The 19753-nt window shown below is 31.9% G+C and carries 18 protein-coding genes; 12 read left to right on the top strand and 6 right to left on the bottom strand.

All coding sequences use genetic code 11. From position 1 onward, the window contains the following. Positions 1-8 precede the first annotated feature (8 nt). The 7 genes from ACWGOQ_RS17475 to ACWGOQ_RS17505 all read left to right on the top strand — a co-directional run bounded on the left by ACWGOQ_RS17475 (position 9) and on the right by ACWGOQ_RS17505 (position 8317). Positions 9-1649 (top strand): PAAR-like protein, encoded by a 1641-nt coding sequence (locus ACWGOQ_RS17475; RefSeq protein WP_452059443.1) that lies wholly within the window; start codon positions 9-11, stop codon positions 1647-1649. Between the two features lie 27 nt (positions 1650-1676). Next, positions 1677-3023, top strand: a complete 1347-nt coding sequence (locus ACWGOQ_RS17480) for a hypothetical protein (protein WP_452059444.1) — start codon at positions 1677-1679, stop codon at positions 3021-3023. A gap of 44 nt (positions 3024-3067) precedes the next feature. Then, positions 3068-3469 (top strand): hypothetical protein, encoded by a 402-nt coding sequence (locus ACWGOQ_RS17485; protein ID WP_452059445.1) that lies wholly within the window; start codon positions 3068-3070, stop codon positions 3467-3469. A gap of 79 nt (positions 3470-3548) precedes the next feature. Further along, positions 3549-5504 carry a PAAR-like protein gene (locus ACWGOQ_RS17490; protein WP_452059446.1) on the top strand — a complete coding sequence of 652 codons (1956 nt, stop codon included), beginning with the start codon at positions 3549-3551 and terminating at the stop codon, positions 5502-5504. Positions 5505-5538: 34 nt separating this feature from the next. Beyond that, positions 5539-7077, top strand: coding sequence for a T6SS phospholipase effector Tle1-like catalytic domain-containing protein (locus ACWGOQ_RS17495; protein ID WP_452059447.1), 1539 nt, complete (start codon positions 5539-5541; stop codon positions 7075-7077). Positions 7078-7138: 61 nt separating this feature from the next. Continuing rightward, positions 7139-8032, top strand: a complete 894-nt coding sequence (locus ACWGOQ_RS17500; RefSeq protein ID WP_452059448.1) for a hypothetical protein — start codon at positions 7139-7141, stop codon at positions 8030-8032. A gap of 141 nt (positions 8033-8173) precedes the next feature. Beyond that, positions 8174-8317, top strand: coding sequence for a hypothetical protein (locus tag ACWGOQ_RS17505; protein ID WP_452059449.1), 144 nt, complete (start codon positions 8174-8176; stop codon positions 8315-8317). Positions 8318-8425: 108 nt separating this feature from the next. Here the strand turns inward: ACWGOQ_RS17505 and ACWGOQ_RS17510 are convergent, their stop codons facing one another. Further along, on the bottom strand, positions 8426-9886 hold the full coding sequence (locus ACWGOQ_RS17510; RefSeq protein WP_452059450.1) for a leucine-rich repeat domain-containing protein: 1461 nt from the start codon (positions 9884-9886) through the stop codon (positions 8426-8428). A 355-nt stretch (positions 9887-10241) separates the two neighbouring features. On the opposite strand from ACWGOQ_RS17510, the gene ACWGOQ_RS17515 reads away from it, so the two are divergent. Together ACWGOQ_RS17515 and ACWGOQ_RS17520 are read left to right on the top strand one after the other, a co-directional pair. After that, positions 10242-10814 (top strand): conjugal transfer protein TraO, encoded by a 573-nt coding sequence (locus tag ACWGOQ_RS17515; RefSeq protein WP_452059451.1) that lies wholly within the window; start codon positions 10242-10244, stop codon positions 10812-10814. An 81-nt stretch (positions 10815-10895) separates the two neighbouring features. Continuing rightward, positions 10896-11969: a hypothetical protein gene (locus ACWGOQ_RS17520; protein WP_452059452.1), complete on the top strand. Its 1074-nt coding sequence runs from the start codon at positions 10896-10898 to the stop codon at positions 11967-11969. Between the two features lie 63 nt (positions 11970-12032). Here the strand turns inward: ACWGOQ_RS17520 and ACWGOQ_RS17525 are convergent, their stop codons facing one another. Next, positions 12033-12638, bottom strand: a complete 606-nt coding sequence (locus ACWGOQ_RS17525) for a LytR/AlgR family response regulator transcription factor (protein ID WP_452059453.1) — start codon at positions 12636-12638, stop codon at positions 12033-12035. A gap of 220 nt (positions 12639-12858) precedes the next feature. Between ACWGOQ_RS17525 and ACWGOQ_RS17530 the strand changes: the two genes are divergently transcribed. From ACWGOQ_RS17530 to ACWGOQ_RS17540, 3 genes are all read left to right on the top strand, one after another. Further along, a complete protein-coding gene (locus tag ACWGOQ_RS17530; RefSeq protein WP_452059454.1) occupies positions 12859-14526 on the top strand; it encodes a helix-turn-helix domain-containing protein in 1668 nt (555 codons plus the stop codon). Positions 14527-14896: 370 nt separating this feature from the next. After that, positions 14897-15118 carry a hypothetical protein gene (locus tag ACWGOQ_RS17535; protein ID WP_452059455.1) on the top strand — a complete coding sequence of 74 codons (222 nt, stop codon included), beginning with the start codon at positions 14897-14899 and terminating at the stop codon, positions 15116-15118. A gap of 80 nt (positions 15119-15198) precedes the next feature. After that, complete coding sequence (locus ACWGOQ_RS17540; RefSeq protein ID WP_452059456.1) at positions 15199-15414, top strand: hypothetical protein; 216 nt, start codon at positions 15199-15201, stop codon at positions 15412-15414. Positions 15415-15456: 42 nt separating this feature from the next. On the opposite strand, the gene ACWGOQ_RS17545 is transcribed toward ACWGOQ_RS17540, so the two are convergent. The 4 genes from ACWGOQ_RS17545 to ACWGOQ_RS17560 form a co-directional block, all read right to left on the bottom strand. After that, positions 15457-16170 (bottom strand): LytR/AlgR family response regulator transcription factor, encoded by a 714-nt coding sequence (locus ACWGOQ_RS17545; protein WP_452059457.1) that lies wholly within the window; start codon positions 16168-16170, stop codon positions 15457-15459. A gap of 16 nt (positions 16171-16186) precedes the next feature. Next, positions 16187-18406: an ATP-binding protein gene (locus ACWGOQ_RS17550; RefSeq protein WP_452059458.1), complete on the bottom strand. Its 2220-nt coding sequence runs from the start codon at positions 18404-18406 to the stop codon at positions 16187-16189. Between the two features lie 206 nt (positions 18407-18612). After that, entirely contained in the window at positions 18613-18966 is a 354-nt protein-coding gene (locus ACWGOQ_RS17555) for an Rrf2 family transcriptional regulator (RefSeq protein ID WP_452059459.1), read from the bottom strand. A gap of 125 nt (positions 18967-19091) precedes the next feature. Then, entirely contained in the window at positions 19092-19601 is a 510-nt protein-coding gene (locus tag ACWGOQ_RS17560; RefSeq protein WP_452059460.1) for a DinB family protein, read from the bottom strand. Between the last annotated feature and the right edge of the window lie 152 nt (positions 19602-19753).

A 19753-nucleotide genomic window follows, 5' to 3' on the forward strand; every position in this document is an offset into this window, starting at 1 on the left:
AACCAACAATGATTGAGAAAAGAATATCTGACGAAGGTTTTAAAATACGATGTGATAAGTGTCCTGGGGAATTTCTTTCCATGAAATCCACTACCAAGACAGTTACTATTGGTAGAAAACCAATCGTAACGAAAATGGATAAAATTACAGGTGCTAATATTCCTGTTTTTTCTAAATGCTCTGGCACGCTTACAAAAATCTGTACTCCAGCACTTACAGATTGGGTTGACGTAGCAGAATCCACTATTAATTCTGAAAAATTTATTCCTTTAGTAGAGCAAAGTGAACTTATTTGTACCGCAGGAGGGGGTTTTGTAGGCTTTGAGCCAGAACCTGCTAAATCTGAAATTATGGGTCCTAAAAAACCCAACATAGTGGATCAGGCAAAGGCAAAAATAAATGGAGTAGCGAACAAAGCAGCCAACATGGCAAAAAATGCAACAGAAGGTGTTACGACAGGAGTCGGAACTGCATTAGATAATCTAAAACCTATTGGCCAGATATTTGATACTCCAGCAATGCAAAATATGATTAAAGGGGCGACGGGAGTTCTTAATCAAACAAACCTATCGAAAGAACAGATTGACCAGCAACTGGTGTCTTTAGAACAGAAGGTCCCTGAACTTAAATCTCAAATTTCCCAAACAATTAACGGAATTAAGGTTCCCAGTTTAGAAGATACTGGTGTTTTTGATATGGCTGATGCCAGTATGGAATCATCAGAACAAGCTTTTATAAGACAAGGAATTCAAGATTCAATTAATACGTTAGAAGGCCATTTTAATACAAAAATTAATACAGCTAGTCTTATCAATCTGGATGAGAATGCCAGAGGCGGAATGAGTGTTCCTATGTTATCCGACAAAGGTCCGCTTGAAAACTGGCTGGATCAAAAGAAAATCGAACAAGAAAACCTGGAAAAAATAGCAACTGTAGAATATGATCGTATAACGGAACAGGTGACTACCATAAACAAAGATGCTAGTTTTGATAATGGAGAAGACAGTAAGAAAGCTTTATCCTTATTGTATAGCCTTTATATTCCATCCCAATCAGGACCTACTCCTATTCCTGATAAAGGTGAAGTATCTAAAATACTGACAAACAAGGCTAAAGACAAAGCCCAAGGTGCTATTGACAAAAATATCACCCGCTCTAAGGCGACAATAAATACAAAAATTCAGAGTGAGTTTGATGAAAAATTAAAAGAGCTAGGATACGATAAAGCGCAAAAGAAAATCGACAAAGCCCAGGCAGAATCAGCAGAGTTACAAAAAGACATGGACAAAGCAGAAAAATATCTGGGAAGAATGGATAATTTTGGTGGATATATAGATGGGCTAAAAGAAAAATATATAGGTAAAATCACTGGTAGATATGATACTGCTATCGCAAAATCCGGACAAAATTTGGGGCTACTTAACGTATCTATGGATGGTATGAGTTTTATTGCCGATGGTTTACCTCCTGGCGATGTAGTAACTAACGTGAAACCAAAGAAAGAAAAAGAGAAAAGTAATGAAGAAGATGGAGAAAATGAAAGTAAAGATGGAAAAAATGGAACTGCTGGTGCAGTTGGAGAAACAGGAGAAGAAGAGGAGAAAAAACCCATTTTAAGAGCTTATTGGGGTACTCCTAAAACTATATAACAATGTATTCAAACTTTATTTCAATTTATGCTAAACATTCAAAATATTATAAAGTATCCAAGCCCAACCCATTTAGAAGTTGGTAAGCTTGCCTTTCTTCATTGTGACTTAATAAACTTCAAAACAGAAACGTGTACTTTTTATATTTATAGGACAGACTTTATTAATAAAAAAATTGATAATCAAAGAGAAATTATAATCCAAGGAGAAAAAAATTATAACGGACATTCTTTAGATAAAAATGTAACCGAATTAAAATCAATTCAGCCAATATCTCCAAAGCTTTCTTGGTTCGAAGAAGACGAAGATGAGATTAAAGCTGCTTTCGATGTAGAAGTAAAAGGTACTAGAATCAAATCTAATGATCATACTCTGATTATTAAAAAAAGTGATATTACAATTAATCTGTATTGGGGAGAAGAATATAAAGAATCAGAAAAACAAAAAGTTAGAATTTATGCTGAGTATTTGAGGAATGGTTCTAATGTTAGTTATCATTCTAAATTCAAATTTAAATTAAAGAGAACATCTCAGGCTTCATTTTATGGTCAAAAATTGAATAAATATAAAGAGGTATTCGAGGAATCTAGAAGGTCAAGAAAAAAGACAGAAAGATTCATAGTCGCAGAAAGTGAACCAATAGAAATTAATTATTTTCTAAAATACTTTTGTGAAGTGGGTATTCTCCCAGAGCTTTTAGATACTGATTATACGATGCAGAGAAAAAATTTCAAAGCTGATAAGGAGGAATTAAAAACATTTAAAAGGGATCATCTCAAAGGCGGAGAAGAGATTTTGTTTTTTTTAAGGGAAAAAGAATTAATACCAGACCTTTTCTACGACAATCTCGTTACCAAAAATGAATTTAAAGCATATCTAAAAGAGATTGAAGAAATTATGTCTGCTATTTCCGATGTAAAAGATATTATCAAAGAAAGAAGTTTACATGGTTTTGCAGTAAGTCGTTTGCAAGACTTCGCTAATTTATTATATAAAAGTTGGAAAGACAGCAAGTACAGGCATGTGTTTTTTAAAGCGGAATATGGAATAGCAATTCGTTATCTTAAGCGAACCAAACTTGAAAGAAAAAAAATGTTTGAGAACTGGTTAGAAAGAGAGATGGGTATGCTTCCAGGAAGTACTGAGTTTAATAATAAACATACTGAAATTCAAAATCAAGTAAATGATTTTAATGCATTGGCGCCTGCATTACAAGATAAAAGTTACGGTTTATATTTAAATGCGCGAGTTGGTTCCTTTAATGAAATGATAGAAAATTTTCAAAGGTTTCAGGAAATGTTTGAAACCATTGAACAGTCAACAAGTAATTTTTTAGAGAAAGCAGCAAAAAAAACAAATTACAAATTTCATTAGATCATCATAACCTGTAATAATCAATTCAAAAATAATTTCTTGAAATGAAGGTACTCATTAAAGATGTAATAAATAATATTAATATTTCGGGTGAAGAAAAACGAATAACTTGTATCGTCGATGTTATTAATATACTATCAAACAATATTTATTCTCAAATTAAAATATATAATACGATAGTATCTGAATATTTACTATTAATTAAGCCTATCGGTCCAGAAGATTGGAAAATAGATCACCCTGTGAAATTAAGAGAGGTTCACAAACAATGTTACGCTACCAAAGCACAATGCATCGCTATCATCAGAGAATTATATGAAAAAGGAAACATTGACGATGTGCCTGGTTTTGTCGATGTACCCATTCAGGATTTTACCTTGGATGAAATGTTAGAATTTAAAAAGGAAGAAGAAATGATGTTACGAGGAGAAGATCCTTTTGTATAAAAAGATAAAGATGTAAACCGTTAAGATATCAATTTTCAATAAAAAAAAGAATACCGTCTAATATAGTAATACTATTCCCATGGCAACAGAGACAAAAGAAGTACGCATTTCATACACAAGTGTTCAGATTCTATGTACCAAAGCTATTGGCGGAGTACCTTCTGTGATGAGTACTCCCATACAAAGTGTGGGAGTCAGTAAAGGCCTAGCGAGTACGGAACAAGATATTACACCATCTACACATATTATTCCGTTTGCCGGATGTAATTATATGGGACAATGTCTAGCTTGCGTACCTACAGGAACTTGGAAACTGCCGGCTGAAAAAACCTTGAATATCGTAAAAAGAGTTCCACTAGTAGAAGACAGCGAATTTGAGTGTACGGCAAGAGGAGGTAAAATTACTTTTAACTTTGATCCGGTGAAAACCGTTCCTCCCGCAAACAAAAAACCTAATATAGTAGATAATGCACAAGCAAAAATCAATAGTGCTGCCAATAGTGTTGTAAAAAATTCTACCAAAGCGCTAAAAGATGCAACAAAAAGCATGATCGCAGCATTTGACGGATTAAAACCTGTATTGGAAAACACTCAGGCCGCAAATCTTGCAACATCTTTAGATACTCAGGTTCAAAAACTAAACGAATTAAAAAAGCAAACTGACTCTAGGGTTGAAGATCTAGACAACGAGATTACAGAACTCAAAAAAAAGATAGAATCAAGACTTACCGGCAAAGAATATAAACCTCCAAAGGGTGAAAAAAAAGAGACAGAAATACAGATAACTACTACAAAAGATGAGATTGATTTACAAAATGCAGAAGAAGAAAAACGAAATGAAGCACTATATGATGAGGCTACTAAAGAGGCGATCCAGGAATATGAAAAAATTATAAATACTAGCATTACCCCTACTACTATTACCAGAGAAGTTGTATTTGAAAATGATAATAATTCTTCAAATCAGGAAAACTTAGAAACCAACAGTACTCCCTTGACCGAAAATGATAATTCTAACATCGAAAATTATACAACCAATACACACCTGGATCAGTTATCCCGAACGAGCAAAGTGGTAAGCTTAGGCAAAAACGAAGACGCTCAAGAAGCGTTAAAGCTTTTGGATAATATGGATGCCATATTAGTCAATGATGCGAAAAGCGGAGTTACCGAAAAGGCAAAAGTTGTCATACAAAATGAAAGAAATACGCTCAACAGTAAAGTTCAGGCATCTATTGAGGAAGAGCTTACAGAACTAGGATATTATGAAAAGTTAAAAAAGTATAAAGAAGAGTCTAACGATCTGCAGAAAGATATTGACAAAGCCTCATTAACATTAAAATCCATGGGTAATTTTGGAGGGTTTATAGACGGGCTTCAAAATAAATATTTAGGAATAATCGGTGTGAAGTATAGTGAATCCTTAAATAAATTTTCTAATAATCTAACAACCTTAAACACCTCTATGGCTGGATTAAGCTATGTGGCAGACGGATTCCCCAAAGGAGAAGTCTTCACAAAAGTCACTCGAGAAATTGAAGAGGAAGAAGATGAGGGAGAGAATGGAAATGGCAGTGGTACTATATTTGGTAGTCTTGATGATGTGCTTAATGACAGAAACAAAGAACCCAAAATTTTAAGAATCTACGCTATATATGCTGAAAATGGAGAAGACTACAAAAATGATGATATCATTACCGCCGAATCCATACCGCCAGACATACCTGTATATCTGGTGATACTGGCTAATGGCAAAGCTAATGGAGAAATCGTAGACCTTAATTTACAAGGTAGAACTTTTCACTATAGACAAGCAGGAAAAGATCAAGATGATACGGATAGAATTATTGAAAATATCACTTTACAGGGAGATAGCCCTGATTTTGAAAAAGGAGAATCTTATGATGTTAGTGATCCTAATTATGCATTAGATGCTTCAGGGAAAAGAAAATTAGAACCACTAAAGGATAAAACCAAGATTAAATTTATATCCAGATTACCCATCGAAGAAGAAGAGGAAGAAGAACTTTTTTAATGATCACTTTTTAATATAATATCGAAATTATAACATGTCTGATAACAATTCTACTAATACAAGTCCGGGAAATTCAGGTACTGTGGTTTGTACCCCAAAGCCTAATTCTAAACTGAACAAAGCAGAAGGTTATATGGCTGCTTGCCAGGGAGGAGTGATTAGTGTGACTATGGGGATGTTTTTTGATGGAACAGGAAATAATAAAGAAAATACGGATTATCAATTCAAAAGTAAATTTGGTGAAGATAGTAGCTTCTACAATTCCTATTCCAATGTTGCAAGAGCCTGGAAATATTACAGAGGGTATTTGAATGGCGAATTGGTAGAAGATAATACAAAGATCAACTTAAACGAAAATGACGGAGGTAATCTTAATATTTATATAGAAGGAATAGGAACAAATAATAGAGATTATGATGATGATTTGTTTGGACAAGCTTTAGGTATACATATTCGTTCTGGAGTAAAAGCAAGGGTTCGATTAGGGACAGAAAAAGCAGCAGAAGCGCTTATGAACTATGAAAAAGTTAGAAAGCTTATCAACACCATTCATAAAATTGAGGTAACTTTTGACGTTTTTGGTTTTAGTCGAGGTGCTGCAGCTGCTAGACACTTTATATCTATAAATACCCAACAATATCCAGAATCAACTAATAACGGTAATCCATATACAGAACTCACTAACAAGGAAATATTCTCTAGTTATTTTGAATATAACATAAATGCGCTATTTGAACAAGACAGAAAAATTGAAGTAGAAATAAAGTGGAGATTTGCAGGTTTGTATGAGACGGTTTCTTCTCATGGTGGAGATTTTGAGGATGATGTTCTTGAGTTAGGATTAAATGCTATCTCTAATGCAGAATATGTCGTACAAATAGTTGCGGAAGATGAATACCGAAAAAACTTTTCTTTAACAACAATAGATAGTTCTCCTAATCACAAACTTATCAAACTTCCAGGTGTGCACTCAGATATTGGCGGTGGATATTCACAGAAGTACAAAAGCGGAAATACCGAAGAAAATTATAGTCTATACGAGATTAAATATAAAATCACTACAGATAATGCTAGAAATTTTGCTAAGCAGGAAATTGAAAATGTAAAACAATGGTTTTTGGATCACGGTTGGTATAAAGAAAAAGGGAAAAATGATGACAAATTAGAAACCAATGAGATAGATATTGGAACCAGTACTTATGCATTAACACGTGCTTTTACTTTAGAAGGTACAAGAAAAAGCATCAAAAACACATATAGTCTTATTCCACTTCATATAATGACAAAATTAGCCATAGAAAATGGAGTTAATTTTGACGGAAACAAATATGAAAATAGATTTTTTGATAAATATCGAGTATATGATGATGCTTTTTTAGGTAGCTTACTGGATGCATTCACAGGAAGTGAGTTAGATCTAACTTCTTTCACCCCTTTTCAATTAAGAGAGTTTAGATATGAATATCTACACTGGTCTTCTAGATTAGGAACTAAAGCTGGTGGGCACGATCCAAGGCTAAAAGAAGCTTATACATTCCATCCGAAATTTCATAGAGAAACAATAGTAGGATAAAAGTCTGGAGTTAAAAAAAACTATTTATGAAAATGAATTACAAAAAAAGTTACTTCAAATCATGAAATCCTCCATTATAGACATCCCAAAAGAAATCAATATCAGTAATCAAAAAATTACTCAACGAGAACTGTATAACTCGATTGACAAGTCTTCTGTACACAAAGACACTATTATAAAATTATATCCGAAAAAAGAGGAAGAATACATTGTTATCTTTAGCTGGCACGATCGTAATAAATGGAAAATAGACTATCCTATTCAACATAGCAAAATACATAAACAGCGCTATGTAACACATCAACAATGTTTACAATTATCAGAACACATATTTAACGGTGATTCACTAGATGATCTAAAAGGTTTTATAGATGTACCAATCCGTCATTTTACGTTAGACGAAATGCTTCAGTTCAAAAAAGAAGATGAACTCATGCTTAGAGGAGCAGATCCTGATTTGCATCTCATTGCTCCCACTCCATCTCAAAAGCTAAAAATATCAAAACCTACAAAAAGTAATCTTGCTCAGAAAAAAAGTTCTAAAATCCTAGGAGACATATCAGTTCCAAAAGAACAGCCCAGAACCCAATCAATTTCAAAAGTTACTAACAAAAAAAAGAAAAAAAATTCTCCTCTCAAACAGTTCAAGGAGTCGACAGAGGAATTAAAAAAAGAAAAAGAACAAACTAAAACAAGTAAAGTCTCTGCAAAACCTATAATAGCTAAAGAAGTTACTAAACCGAATTCAACTAGAGATAAAAAAACAAACCATACCAACCTTCTGCGTCTAAGAGAAACTACAAAACCTAAAAAAGAAAACAAACCTTCCATAGTGATGGGAGAACAACTGGGAACAGATCAAAGCAACACCCCTACTCCACCAAAACCTAAAAGTAACAGCAGTAGCTCGAAAAAATCTAAACCTTCTGGTGATGATAGCTTTTTTAGTATATAAATGAAAAAATATTTTAAGTAAAAACTCAGTCCCCTTGATTCTTACACTTGCCCACATTTTTAATACAAACTACCACTAACAAATTTTTCTCAATGTATTATATGATATATTAAAGATCATATTAACTTTAAATTGTATACAATGAAAAAAAACATTTTAGATCTAGAAGGAGTAAAGGTCTTAAAAAAAGAATCCCAAAAAACCATTAACGGGGGTTATGATGGATGTGATTGTGGGGTTACCACAAATATGCCTTTCTTTTGTCCAAGCATCGACTGCAATTAGAAAAACATCTTGTTATTGTTATAAAAAAATGACAAATTAAAATCCTCATCTATCTATTGTGATATGATGAGGATTTTTTTGGTATGATTTTTTTTAAATTATTTACTATTATAATACAAGTAACTCATATGCTGGTAAGTATGTTCTAACATTACCAACACCTGTATTAAACAACCGTACTCTGTAGGTTCTTCCTTCCAGAAGTTCTGCGCTTAACACAGAAGGTGCAAATAGTTCGAATGTCATGTTGCGAAATCCATTAATAAACTGTTGAGTGTCACTTCGACTTACAAGTACCTGATCTATAACATCTTCTCTAATTAAGACATCCGTTTTATTTACCTCATGAATCTCAAAACCTATTTCTCCAAAATCCAGATCAAAAGGGCCATCGCCATCAATAAATACAGGATCTATATCGGCATCGATATCTATATCAATGGAAAAAGAAATACCAGAACTTACCATCGATGGATTGTTGGCATATCGAGAGCTTACTCTCAACTCTTCACACATACCATCGATTATAATAGTGGTTCCCGTATCTTGTAATTTACAAACCTCCTCCGGAATTTCATTTAGTTGCAGGTTTCCAGAAATATCTAAAATATCTAAGTTAGTAAGAGCACTCAGAGAAGCCGGAATATCAATGATAGCATTATTACTCAAATTAAGGTTTTTCAGATTTCGTAACGCTCCCACCTCATTGCTTATAAAAGTGAGGCTATTGTTTTCTAGGTTCAAATCCATAAGTTGCAATAACATACCTATCTCATTCGGGATGGCGCCCTGACTATCTAAAGAAAGACCTATACTATTATCAGACAGATCTAATTTTTGAAGTGTACTGACCTCAAAAATAGTTAAAACAAACTCTTCTATACGTGGGCTTCCTGATATAGTTAACGCTGTTAATTTCTCAAACACATTAAAACCATCGGGTATTACGATGAGGTTAGCATTGTCAATCAACTTTATTTCCTTCAACTCTCTCAAATTAAAAAAATCTAGTGGAATTCTATTCGTTGAAAGGTTTTTTAGCGTCAATTTCTCTAATAAGCTTAAGCTACCAATCCCTTCTATATCTACAAGAGGAAAGAAGTCCAAATAAAGACTTTTCAAATTTGTTAAAGAATACAAACCCCATAAAAAATCATCTATGGTAATAAGTGCCATTTCTCCTGACAATGACAATTCCTGTAACTCTTTCAGATCAAATATCTCATTAGGAATACTTAATAAGTCATTATCTTTGAGGTTTAAAACGGTTAGATCCTTTAAGAGGTTAATATCCGATGTTAATGCTGTAATTCCTTTATTTTCTAAGTTTAAACCAATTAGTTTATGGTTTTCGATGATTACACCTTCCCAATTAAAAAGGTTATCAATATTTCCGCTCCAATTAAGTGTATTATTAGGATTTTCATCTAATATCTTTGATAGTACAAGATTCACATTATCAACATCCTCTACAATCAGAACAGAAATAGAATCTTCATCTATTTCTTTAGTACAGGATACTAATAAACTCGTTAATAACAATATTATTATTAGATACAATTTTTTCATAAGTCCGCAGGGTTAATTACACATTCCACTTATCTCACAAATATGTCCGAAAAAATCCTCATTTTTTTTAATTAGTGGTCTAATGACACTATTTTGTGGATGAATGAATACAATTTCTGCCTCCATTTTAATCCTCTTCAACATTTATTTTATTTTTTATACAAATGGATGTACATATTGATTAATAAAATTGTCGGACACAAACGAAAAACCCAAAATACAGTACACTAGTCCATAAAAAGCTCACCAAAATCCTCAAACCAATATTTTGCTTTATAATAAATAGTTAATTCGTAATTGAGAATACTTAAAATTTTAAAAGAAAAAATCTAATTTAAATTTAAAAGCTCCATTAATGATTTGCCTAATAGAAGTAAAAAGAAAATTATTTTATACATGGCTCGCATTACCATTTCTATTTTTATGTACTGATTCTTTATCAGGTCAGAGTCATAAAGTTGCCATATCAATAACAGGTGGTTTTGTTCAAGACGGTTTTGGTGGGATGATCACCGGAGATTATAAAGTGAATACATATGATTACCTCCAATTTAATGTCCTAGGTGGTTTTTCAACATTAGCACAAAGTAATATTGATATTCCTGTGGACACCTATTCTTTTAATGCTGGTTTATTCTTTGATATGCTCCGTAATAATTCTAGAACTTTTGCATTGTCATTGGGAGCCGGTGGGACTATTGGTTATGAGATTATAAATGATGGAAATCAGAATATAGCAACCAATCAATTACTTAATCTAAAAACCAACAACACAATTTTTGGTGTATATGCAGGACTTGATGCTGATATTTTTATGTCTCCTGTAATCGCTTTGAATATAAAATTGAATGAAACTTATCATATCAATAGTGAAATTGGTGAGTTTGCCCCCTATGTCGGATTGGGGCTCAAATTAATCATGAAATAACATTATGTCATCCATAATTATCAATCGAACAAGCAGTTAGTATTAATATTTTCAGTTTTATCCAAAATTAAATATCAAATAATGGAAACGTTATATCGCATTACATTACTTAAAAAAAGGCTTCTGATCATAATATTTATTTTATTAGGAAATCTATCAATAAGCTTATATGCACAAACAAATATTACATTACCAGAGCAACTGATCACAGAATATACAGGAGTCCTATCGGCTGTTGATAACAGAACAAAAGTAAATACCAAGGGGACTTGTATAATCAAAACCAGAGGGTACAGAACATATGCATTTTATTTTAGTGATGGTGTACCTTCGATATCCGGTGTAAAATTTGTTAAAAATAATGATACATATACATCGACGGTAGTTTATAAAGGTAAAACATTGACCATTACAGTTGATGAAGAAGGAGATCTGGTCATTGGGTCTATCGGTGCAGGAGCTCTAGCTTTTTCTGGAAGTATTGAAAATGAAGGATGGGATAATGATGACTATTCAGACAATTCCTCCTTAGAAACTGGCAATACTGATACCCATATCGGTACTGGAAACACAGGAATTTATGTTGATGGTGGTCAAACGACTATAGGAACTGAGGATGCTGGCATCCACACTAATAATAGCAATATCACTATTGGCAATGCAAATAACGGAATTCAAATAGGTAATGGTACTATTAATGTCGGTACGGGAAACACAGGAATATCTATAAATTCTTTGGATAACGATCGTACCATTAGTTGTATCCTACACCACGATCATAACTTTGGGGTACTACTGCAGTGTAACTCTACTGAAATTAGTGACCTCCCTTCAAAAATAACGGGAATTTACAGAGGGAAACTTAAAACCCCTAGAGTTGAAGTTGAAACCAGAAAAGGCATATGCGCTATTGTAAAAACGGGATGCAAAACATATCGTTTATATTTTAGCAATGGAATCCCTTCGATACACGATGAACAATTTGAAAGAAAAAATGATTTCGATGAATATACCTCGATGATTATCGAAGGTGAATACTCATCGGCAATAGAAATTGATATGACATTTGACGACCTAGAAATAGATGATGAAATTGTTCGTGTATCCTTTGACGGAAAAAGAATTAGTTCATATAGGTCGATAGATTTGTGTTAGTATGTTAGAAAGATTCATCAAACGAATAAAATAGTTTGATGAATCTTAATCTTTAATAAAACTTTAAATCACACGAATTTTTTTATATAATTTTTCTTTATAGGTTCTACCAATTGGGATATGATGTGTTTGGATAATTATGGTTTGATCTTGTTCATAAAATAAATCTATTTTATGCCAGTTGACAATATAGGATCGGTGAGTCTGAATGAAAAGATCACAATTGAGTGCTTTGAGAAGACTGCTGATCGAATGTCGCACTGATAGTTTTTTACCATCATCGGTTATGATAGAACAATAATTTTTTGAATCTGTGTGAGCAAAGATGATAGAATCCATAGTTACTTTAATCAACCTGTTTCCACATTTTACAAATAAATGAGATGATTGCTGATCCACTTTCTGTTCTAAATTAACTTCTTCCTGAAATCCTGGAAAGTTTATTGGGTTTTTATAGAGCGAACTAAGTTTTTTTGTCAACCCCAAACCAGCTTGTTTCGATTTAATGTAAAAACCAATAATGATACCGTCTGCTGTATGCCTTATTACTTGTTTTTGAACCTTAAGAGAATTACCTAAATTACTTAAGGATGCATTCTTAATATCATTAACATCTATTTTCATTTCTTCCAAATACCCATCATCTAATTCAATCTTACGTGTCTTCATGTTTAGCTTTTTTTGATGTTCATCTACTCAAATCTAATTCAGAAAAGCCCTATGACACAAAGTGTTATTCATTACATTTATAAATAAAGGGTTGAAATTTATAAATTTCAACCCTTATAATTTCCTTGAATTATTTCTCCAGAAAGCTATTAAATCTTTACATTCGTATTATGCATACGTATAAAAGTATCTAATCTAGAAAAGTACCCCGCTGATCGATATGAAGTATCTATCCATGATTTTGGTAATCATCCTATTATTAATAAACCAGACTCTGTCTGCACAGGATAATTATATTGAATTAAGAGGACTTATAGAAAAAGAAAAAAGAGATTCGGTTAAGGTAAAAATTGCACAAACTCATCTTGAACGTGCTATTGGTAAAAATGACACTTTGAATGCAGCAAATGCATATTTTATGCTATCTAATCTAAATATTTCGGATAAGATTGCTTACACGGATAGTATTATTTCTATTACTAGAAATAAAAATTATTATCAATTTCCTTCCCTTGGATATTTACAGAAAGGTAATATAAAGTTTGAATTAGGTGAATACGCAGAAGCTCTCGAATTTTATATTAAAGCATCCGAAAGTGCAAAAATAAGTGGTAATGATAAAATACACCTATCTGCTAAATTTAACATTGGACTTCTAAAAAATATGTCTGGTGATCGCGAAGAAGCGCTCACCATTTTTGCTAACTATATAGAGTTCTTAGAACAAAACCCTCAATATAAGAATAAAAGCAATTACAATCCAGGGTTATTTGCACTTGCCGATTCTTATATTCATATCAAAGACTTAAAACTTGCAGAGATAACGATTGATAAAGGAATTAAAGAGACCTTAAAGACACGTGATTCTGTGATATATTCTTATATATTGGTAACTTCAGGAATACATCAATACTTACTAAATAAGTATGAAAAAGCAATTGACAGCTTACAAAAAGGGAAAAAATTGATTGCAAAATTTGATCCTTTAGAAACAAGAATAGCAACTTGTGATTTTTACATCGGACGAAGTTATAAAGATCTGGGCGAGGAAGAAAAGAGTATACTATATTTTAAAAAAACAGATACTATTCTAAGAAAAACAAAAGATGTAATTCCAGAAATTATAAATGTATATGATTATTTAAAAGCTTATGCAGAATCAAAAAATGATTATCAACTACAACTAGATTACCTTAATACACAATTAGAATTGGATAGTATTCGCCACGCCAATCAAGTATATTTAACTAGAAACATCACCAAAAAATACGATGCAGCAGAATTAAAGTCCGAAAAGGAAAGGCTGATTAAGCAGTTTGAAAAAGATACATTTTTAAAGGATAACACCATTAACCTGTTAATCATATTGTCTATTATTTTGGTGCTCGTTGCAATCTACAGTTTTAGAAAAAATTATGCAAACCAAATACGATTTCAAAAATTATTGGAGCAACAAAAGAGACCTAAAACCCATCAATTGGAACTTAGTAAAAATGTAAATCAAAATCCAACAAAAAAACCTGATATTGATATCCCCGTAGATGTAATAGAAACAATCTTAAAAAAGCTTCACAATTTTGAAGATAAAAATCAATTTGCTAAAAAACATTATACACTTAATTCTCTGGCTAAAGAACTAAACACCAATAGTGCTTATTTATCTAAAATTATTAATGTTTACAAAAATGTAAATTTTGCGAATTACCTTAATAATCTAAGAATTAATTTTGTTGTGGATCAACTCAGTACTAACAAATCTCTGAGATCTTATACAATACAAGCCATTGCAGAGGAGGTAGGTTTTAAAAACGCTCAGTCATTTTCTGCTGCTTTCAAAAAAAGAACAGGCATACATCCTTCTTATTTTATAAAACGTATAAAGCCTTGATACACCAACAAAAACACGCTTTCAACTTCTTTAAATTTATAAATTTAAAGCATCTTTTCGTGCACAATTAGTACTAAAATTGTAGATTCGTCGTACACACGGATTAAAAAAAATTAAGTAAAAAAAAGAGTATACATCAATTACGCCTGGATAAAATTAAAGTAGCCAAATTAAATAATCCGCAAGGAATTATCGGAGGGTCTGATCTTCCTAAATCAACAGACAATCCAACCATTACAGATCTTTTTACTATTGGCCGCCAGACTAAAATTTGTCCTAATACACATACATCCGCAAAAACAATTCCAATAGCAAACACCGGAAATTGTTTTTGAGATTAAGTAAATGGTACTATTCGAAATATATTATGATGAAAAAGAATAACAGAAAGAGGCTAAGTCTAGATAAAATTAAGATTGCCAGATTAAACAATATGAAAGAAATTTCTGGAGGTTTTTTCTCGATGGCAGAAATAGACACAGAAACTAATATTATTAACCCTTGTACATCAAACATAACAGATCAACCAACAACTTCTACAAAAACAATTCCTATAGGAAGTGGTAATTTACCTTCAGGAGATTCTGAATAACAGTTTTAAATGTATTAAAGTACAAAACACCGCTAGTATAGATATAATTATAAAAAGTACATAATAAAAAAAGCTGAAAAATGAAAAAAGGTTCAAGAAAAAAATTAAGCTTAGATAAAATTAAGATCGCTAAGATAGATCATCTAGATAGGTTTAGGGGAGGATCGCAAGACACTACAGAGTACCAAACTAATGAGTACGTTTGTTTTACCAAATCGCTAGTCTGCGAAACCACTTGGGATTGTGGTGTTTCAACGAAAACTATTCCTGTTGGTGCTTCTGCAGTTTGTTTATAATAATAATAGTAGATTACTGCTGATTTATTAAATCCCAAAACATCAGATTATCTTGAGACGCTTATATATACTATCTTTAAAAGTCCTACCAATAGGAATATGATGCCCTTGTATTTCTATGGTTTGATCATATTCATGCAATGAATCTATTTTGTTCCAATTAATGATATATGATCGATGTGTTTGAACAAATTCTAAACCTTTTAGTTTCTCACATAATTTTAAGATCGAATATCTTACCGATAATTTTTTATTATCCATCGTCACTATAGAACAATAGTTTTTTGAGTCAGTATGAGCAAAAAGTATGGTTTTCATATTTACTTTCACCAATTTATTACCGCTTTTGATAAATATGTCTCCGGATTCATCTGTAGTTGCCACTACAGAAGTGATCTCTTGTTTACCGGCAAGAATTAGTGCTGCCTGTAAATCACCTTTACTGATCGGTTTTGTTAAATAGGCTGCTGGACTTATATCTGCTGCTCTACTTATCGTTTCTTTATTTTTATCAGAAGTAGCAAAAAACACGGGTATTCCATATAACTTCTTAATTCTATCCCCTAATTCAATACCAGATTCTTTACCGTTAAGATGAATATCCAATATAACTGCATCTGGTCGTAAAGTTCCTATTTGTTCATATGCTTCTAGAGGATTAGCAGAATTGCCTAAATAAGAATATCCTAATTGTTCCAGAGTGATCTTAATATCTTCTAAATGAAACAAGTCATCTTCTACTATATAAATATTCATGATTTGTGTATTTTGTTTACGCTGATAAAGGTTTAGAAATTGCTCCTTTATCTTTGGTCAGTGAAATCTTTACAGGGATTCTTAGGTCAAAACGCGTGCCAATTCTTTTTTCTGAAGAAACTTCGATTGTACCATGATGCATTTTAATAAATCGATATACCAGATTAAGCCCAAGCCCTGTTCCTTTTTCACCTTGCGTGCCTACAGCAGACTCTTTTTCTTCCAAAGTAAAAAGATGCTCCAACTGATCCTGAGACATTCCAACGCCTGTATCCGTTACAGAACATAAAAATAAATCATTTTTACTTGCAAATTCTATACAGATGCTTCCTTTCTCAGTATATTTTAGAGCATTACCAATTAGATTTCTAAAAATAACATGAAAAGCTCCTTTATCAAAGTCAATGCATAAATCTTCTTTATGTTTTAAAGTAATCGTTGTTTTCTTATAAGTAGCTTGTTCTTTGTATCCGGTTATGATTTCACTTAACTGTGCTTCTACTGATATCTTTTCAGGATTCATTTTGTAGCCATTCATTTGTTCTAGTGACCAATTCAATAAATTATCTAACATATTAGAAAGGCTTTCAGAGTTTTGCTCCAATGCTTGTGAAAGTTCTATTGTTTTTTCATGATTGCCTTTATCAATATGGTATTTCAATATTTTACCTGATCGCTGAAACGGAACAATCATTCCTCTTAGATCATGAGCAATGATAGAAAAAAGGTGGTTTTTAATCTGATTTGTAGAAGTGAGTTCCTTTTGTTGCTTCCTTAATTTTCTAAAAGCCCAAGCTCCTATTCCTAACAAAAACAACAAAAAACCAGCTACCAATAAATATAAATATTGTTTAGCTTCGGCTTGTTTTGCTATTTGTTGTTGTTCTTTCTTTTCTTGGTTAAGGTTTACTATCTCTAATTCTTTATTTTTGGTATCATATTTTGCTTCTAGATCGGCTACTTTAGCTTTAATTTCTTTATTGGATATAGAGTCTTTTATCGAGTAATATTTTTTTAAGTGATTTAATGAAGAAGAATAATCATTCACTTTCTCATAATATTCACTGTAATGCTTATGTAATTGTTGAGAATAAGGTAAAGAATTAATTTTTTCTGTTACTGTATTTAGCTCGTCAAGTGTTTGTTTTTCTTGAGTTCGTCTATTTGTATCGTGATAAACCACAACTAATCCTTGAAGGCTTGAATATAGAGCTCCATTATTATTTGATTTTTTAAGAATTTCATATGCTTTTATAAAACTATTTTCGGCCTTATTATATTGTTTCAAATTATCTACATATATAAATCCTTTTTCATTTAACCCCTCGGCAATTACACTATTATACTTAAAGTTTTCTGCCATAGTTAACGAAGAATCAATAGCATTAATCCCTTTTTCAAACTGATTTAATTTCCTATAAGCTTTTGCCAATCTTAAATAACCAATCATAGAAACATAATAATAATTGCTTTCGTTCGCTTTTGAAATACTAATTTCTAGATTTTTTTTTGCCTTTTCATATTGTCCCCACCAGAGATAACTCACTCCTAAAGCATGATATAAAGACTCTAGTTGTTCAGAATTTTCCTGTTTTTCTTTTAACTCGATAGCCAAAAGTAAATTATTTGTAGCGTTCTCATAATCTGAAAGCTGTAAATAATAATTACCTTTTTCTGCTATTATATTAGGCAAATTGACACTGTCATTGTGAATTTTCAATATAGCTATTGTGGAGTCCTTATAGAGCAATGCTCGTTGAAAATCAGATTTTTTCTGTGCCAATCTGGCATGACTTTGATAATAGGATTTCCAATGCTCGCTCTTAGCAAATTTCACTAAAATATTTCGAGACTTTTGCAGTAACTCCAAAGCTTCGCTATATCTATTATCCTCAATCAATAAATGTGCTTTTTGAGAATATGCGACTGAGAGAAGGTTTTCTGCATTATTTTTTTTACCAATAATTATTGCTTTATCGTAAAAGTAAAGTGCAGAATCTATTTTTTGTTCAATAGTAAAAATAGTTTCTCCTAGATAAATGTAAATTTCCGTTTTACATAACGGATCCTCTATTGACGAAACTATTTTCTTACCAAACTCAAATTGTTTATTCAAACTTGAGATAGTATCTATTTCTTTACGCCACTGTTTGCAATACTCTTTTTCGCTTTGAGAGTAAATATTAATACTCACGAAAAAGATAAAAACTATAAATAATGATTTGTGTATGGTCATGATTGGTTATTTAACATTTATATATTCTATTATCTATTCAAATATGTCATGCCTGTTTCCAAACCATCAGCCAATTCATATAGATTTGTAGCGGAAAGCAGCTCCTTCAATTCCTTTTGAACAAGTAAGATTTTATTGTGTACCGGACAGGGTTTATTTGCGTTACATCCTTTCAACCCTAGCCCACAACCTATGTAAACAGCATCTCAGTGAATTATATATACAATATCTCCTAACTTTATCTGATCTATTTTTGTTTTTTCAATTAAAAACTCTCTTTTAGTGCCTCTTACAGAATCTAAAATCTTATCTTTTACTAATTTCTGAAGTATTTTGGCAGTAAAAGCTTCTGGAGAATCGACCGCCTTCGCTATAGCTTTTAGATTAGTACGCTTACTTTGTAATGATTGTTGTGCAATATATATAGAAGCTTTAATATCGTATTCACAAGCTTTAGAGAACATATTTTCAATTAAAATATACTCAAATATATACATTAAATTCAATTCGGATAAATCTGTCCTAAATAAAGAATACATACCACATCGTATACTATACATAAATAGGAATACTTTATACAAGAAACAGTGTCAATTGAATTGCTATTTAAAATACGATAACACAAGAAATACAGGGTTTATAAAAAATATGGTATCTAAATAAATTAGATAGAAGGTATTTTATATTAGATTCCCTCTCGCTTATTTACAGGTGTAGTAGGATTATAACCAAATCCTGGAATTTTTATTTCTATGTTCAATTGATTAAGTACATAACCTATTGTTGCATAATGGTGTATCGCGTGGCTATTAGCGTGTGCCAGAATACTTTCTAAGGTGTAATTCACAGTGACTTTTCCTTGACCCATATTATCTGTCACGTGAATTAAATAATCTGTGTTTACATCTATATAAGAAAGTAACGTTTCCTGAAGTGTCTGTATGTGGCTTTTTGCAGCTTCTATATTAGTCGATAAAATTTCATCTCTTTTACGTGCAGTCAGATCAATATTATTGGTATCTAAACCGTCAATGATACAATCAAAAAAGTCTAATGTATGTCTGATATGAGAACCAATGCTAGAATAATATGGCCCTACAGAAGGGTCACAGTAAGTTTTCGAATCGATTACGTCTAATAAAGCAATAGCATTATTAAGATTATGGTTGATGGAGGATATAATGAGTTCTTTCATAGATAATATGGACGTAATATACACAATAAACTTACATAACGACTTTGGTCAAACGTTAAATTTATAATTAGACAAATAAGAATACAATACGAAACATTGAACTCCGTTATCGATAAATCATTATGATGAACCACCGTACATAACAGTAGGAC

Source organism: Aquimarina ulvae, from assembly GCF_053613295.3.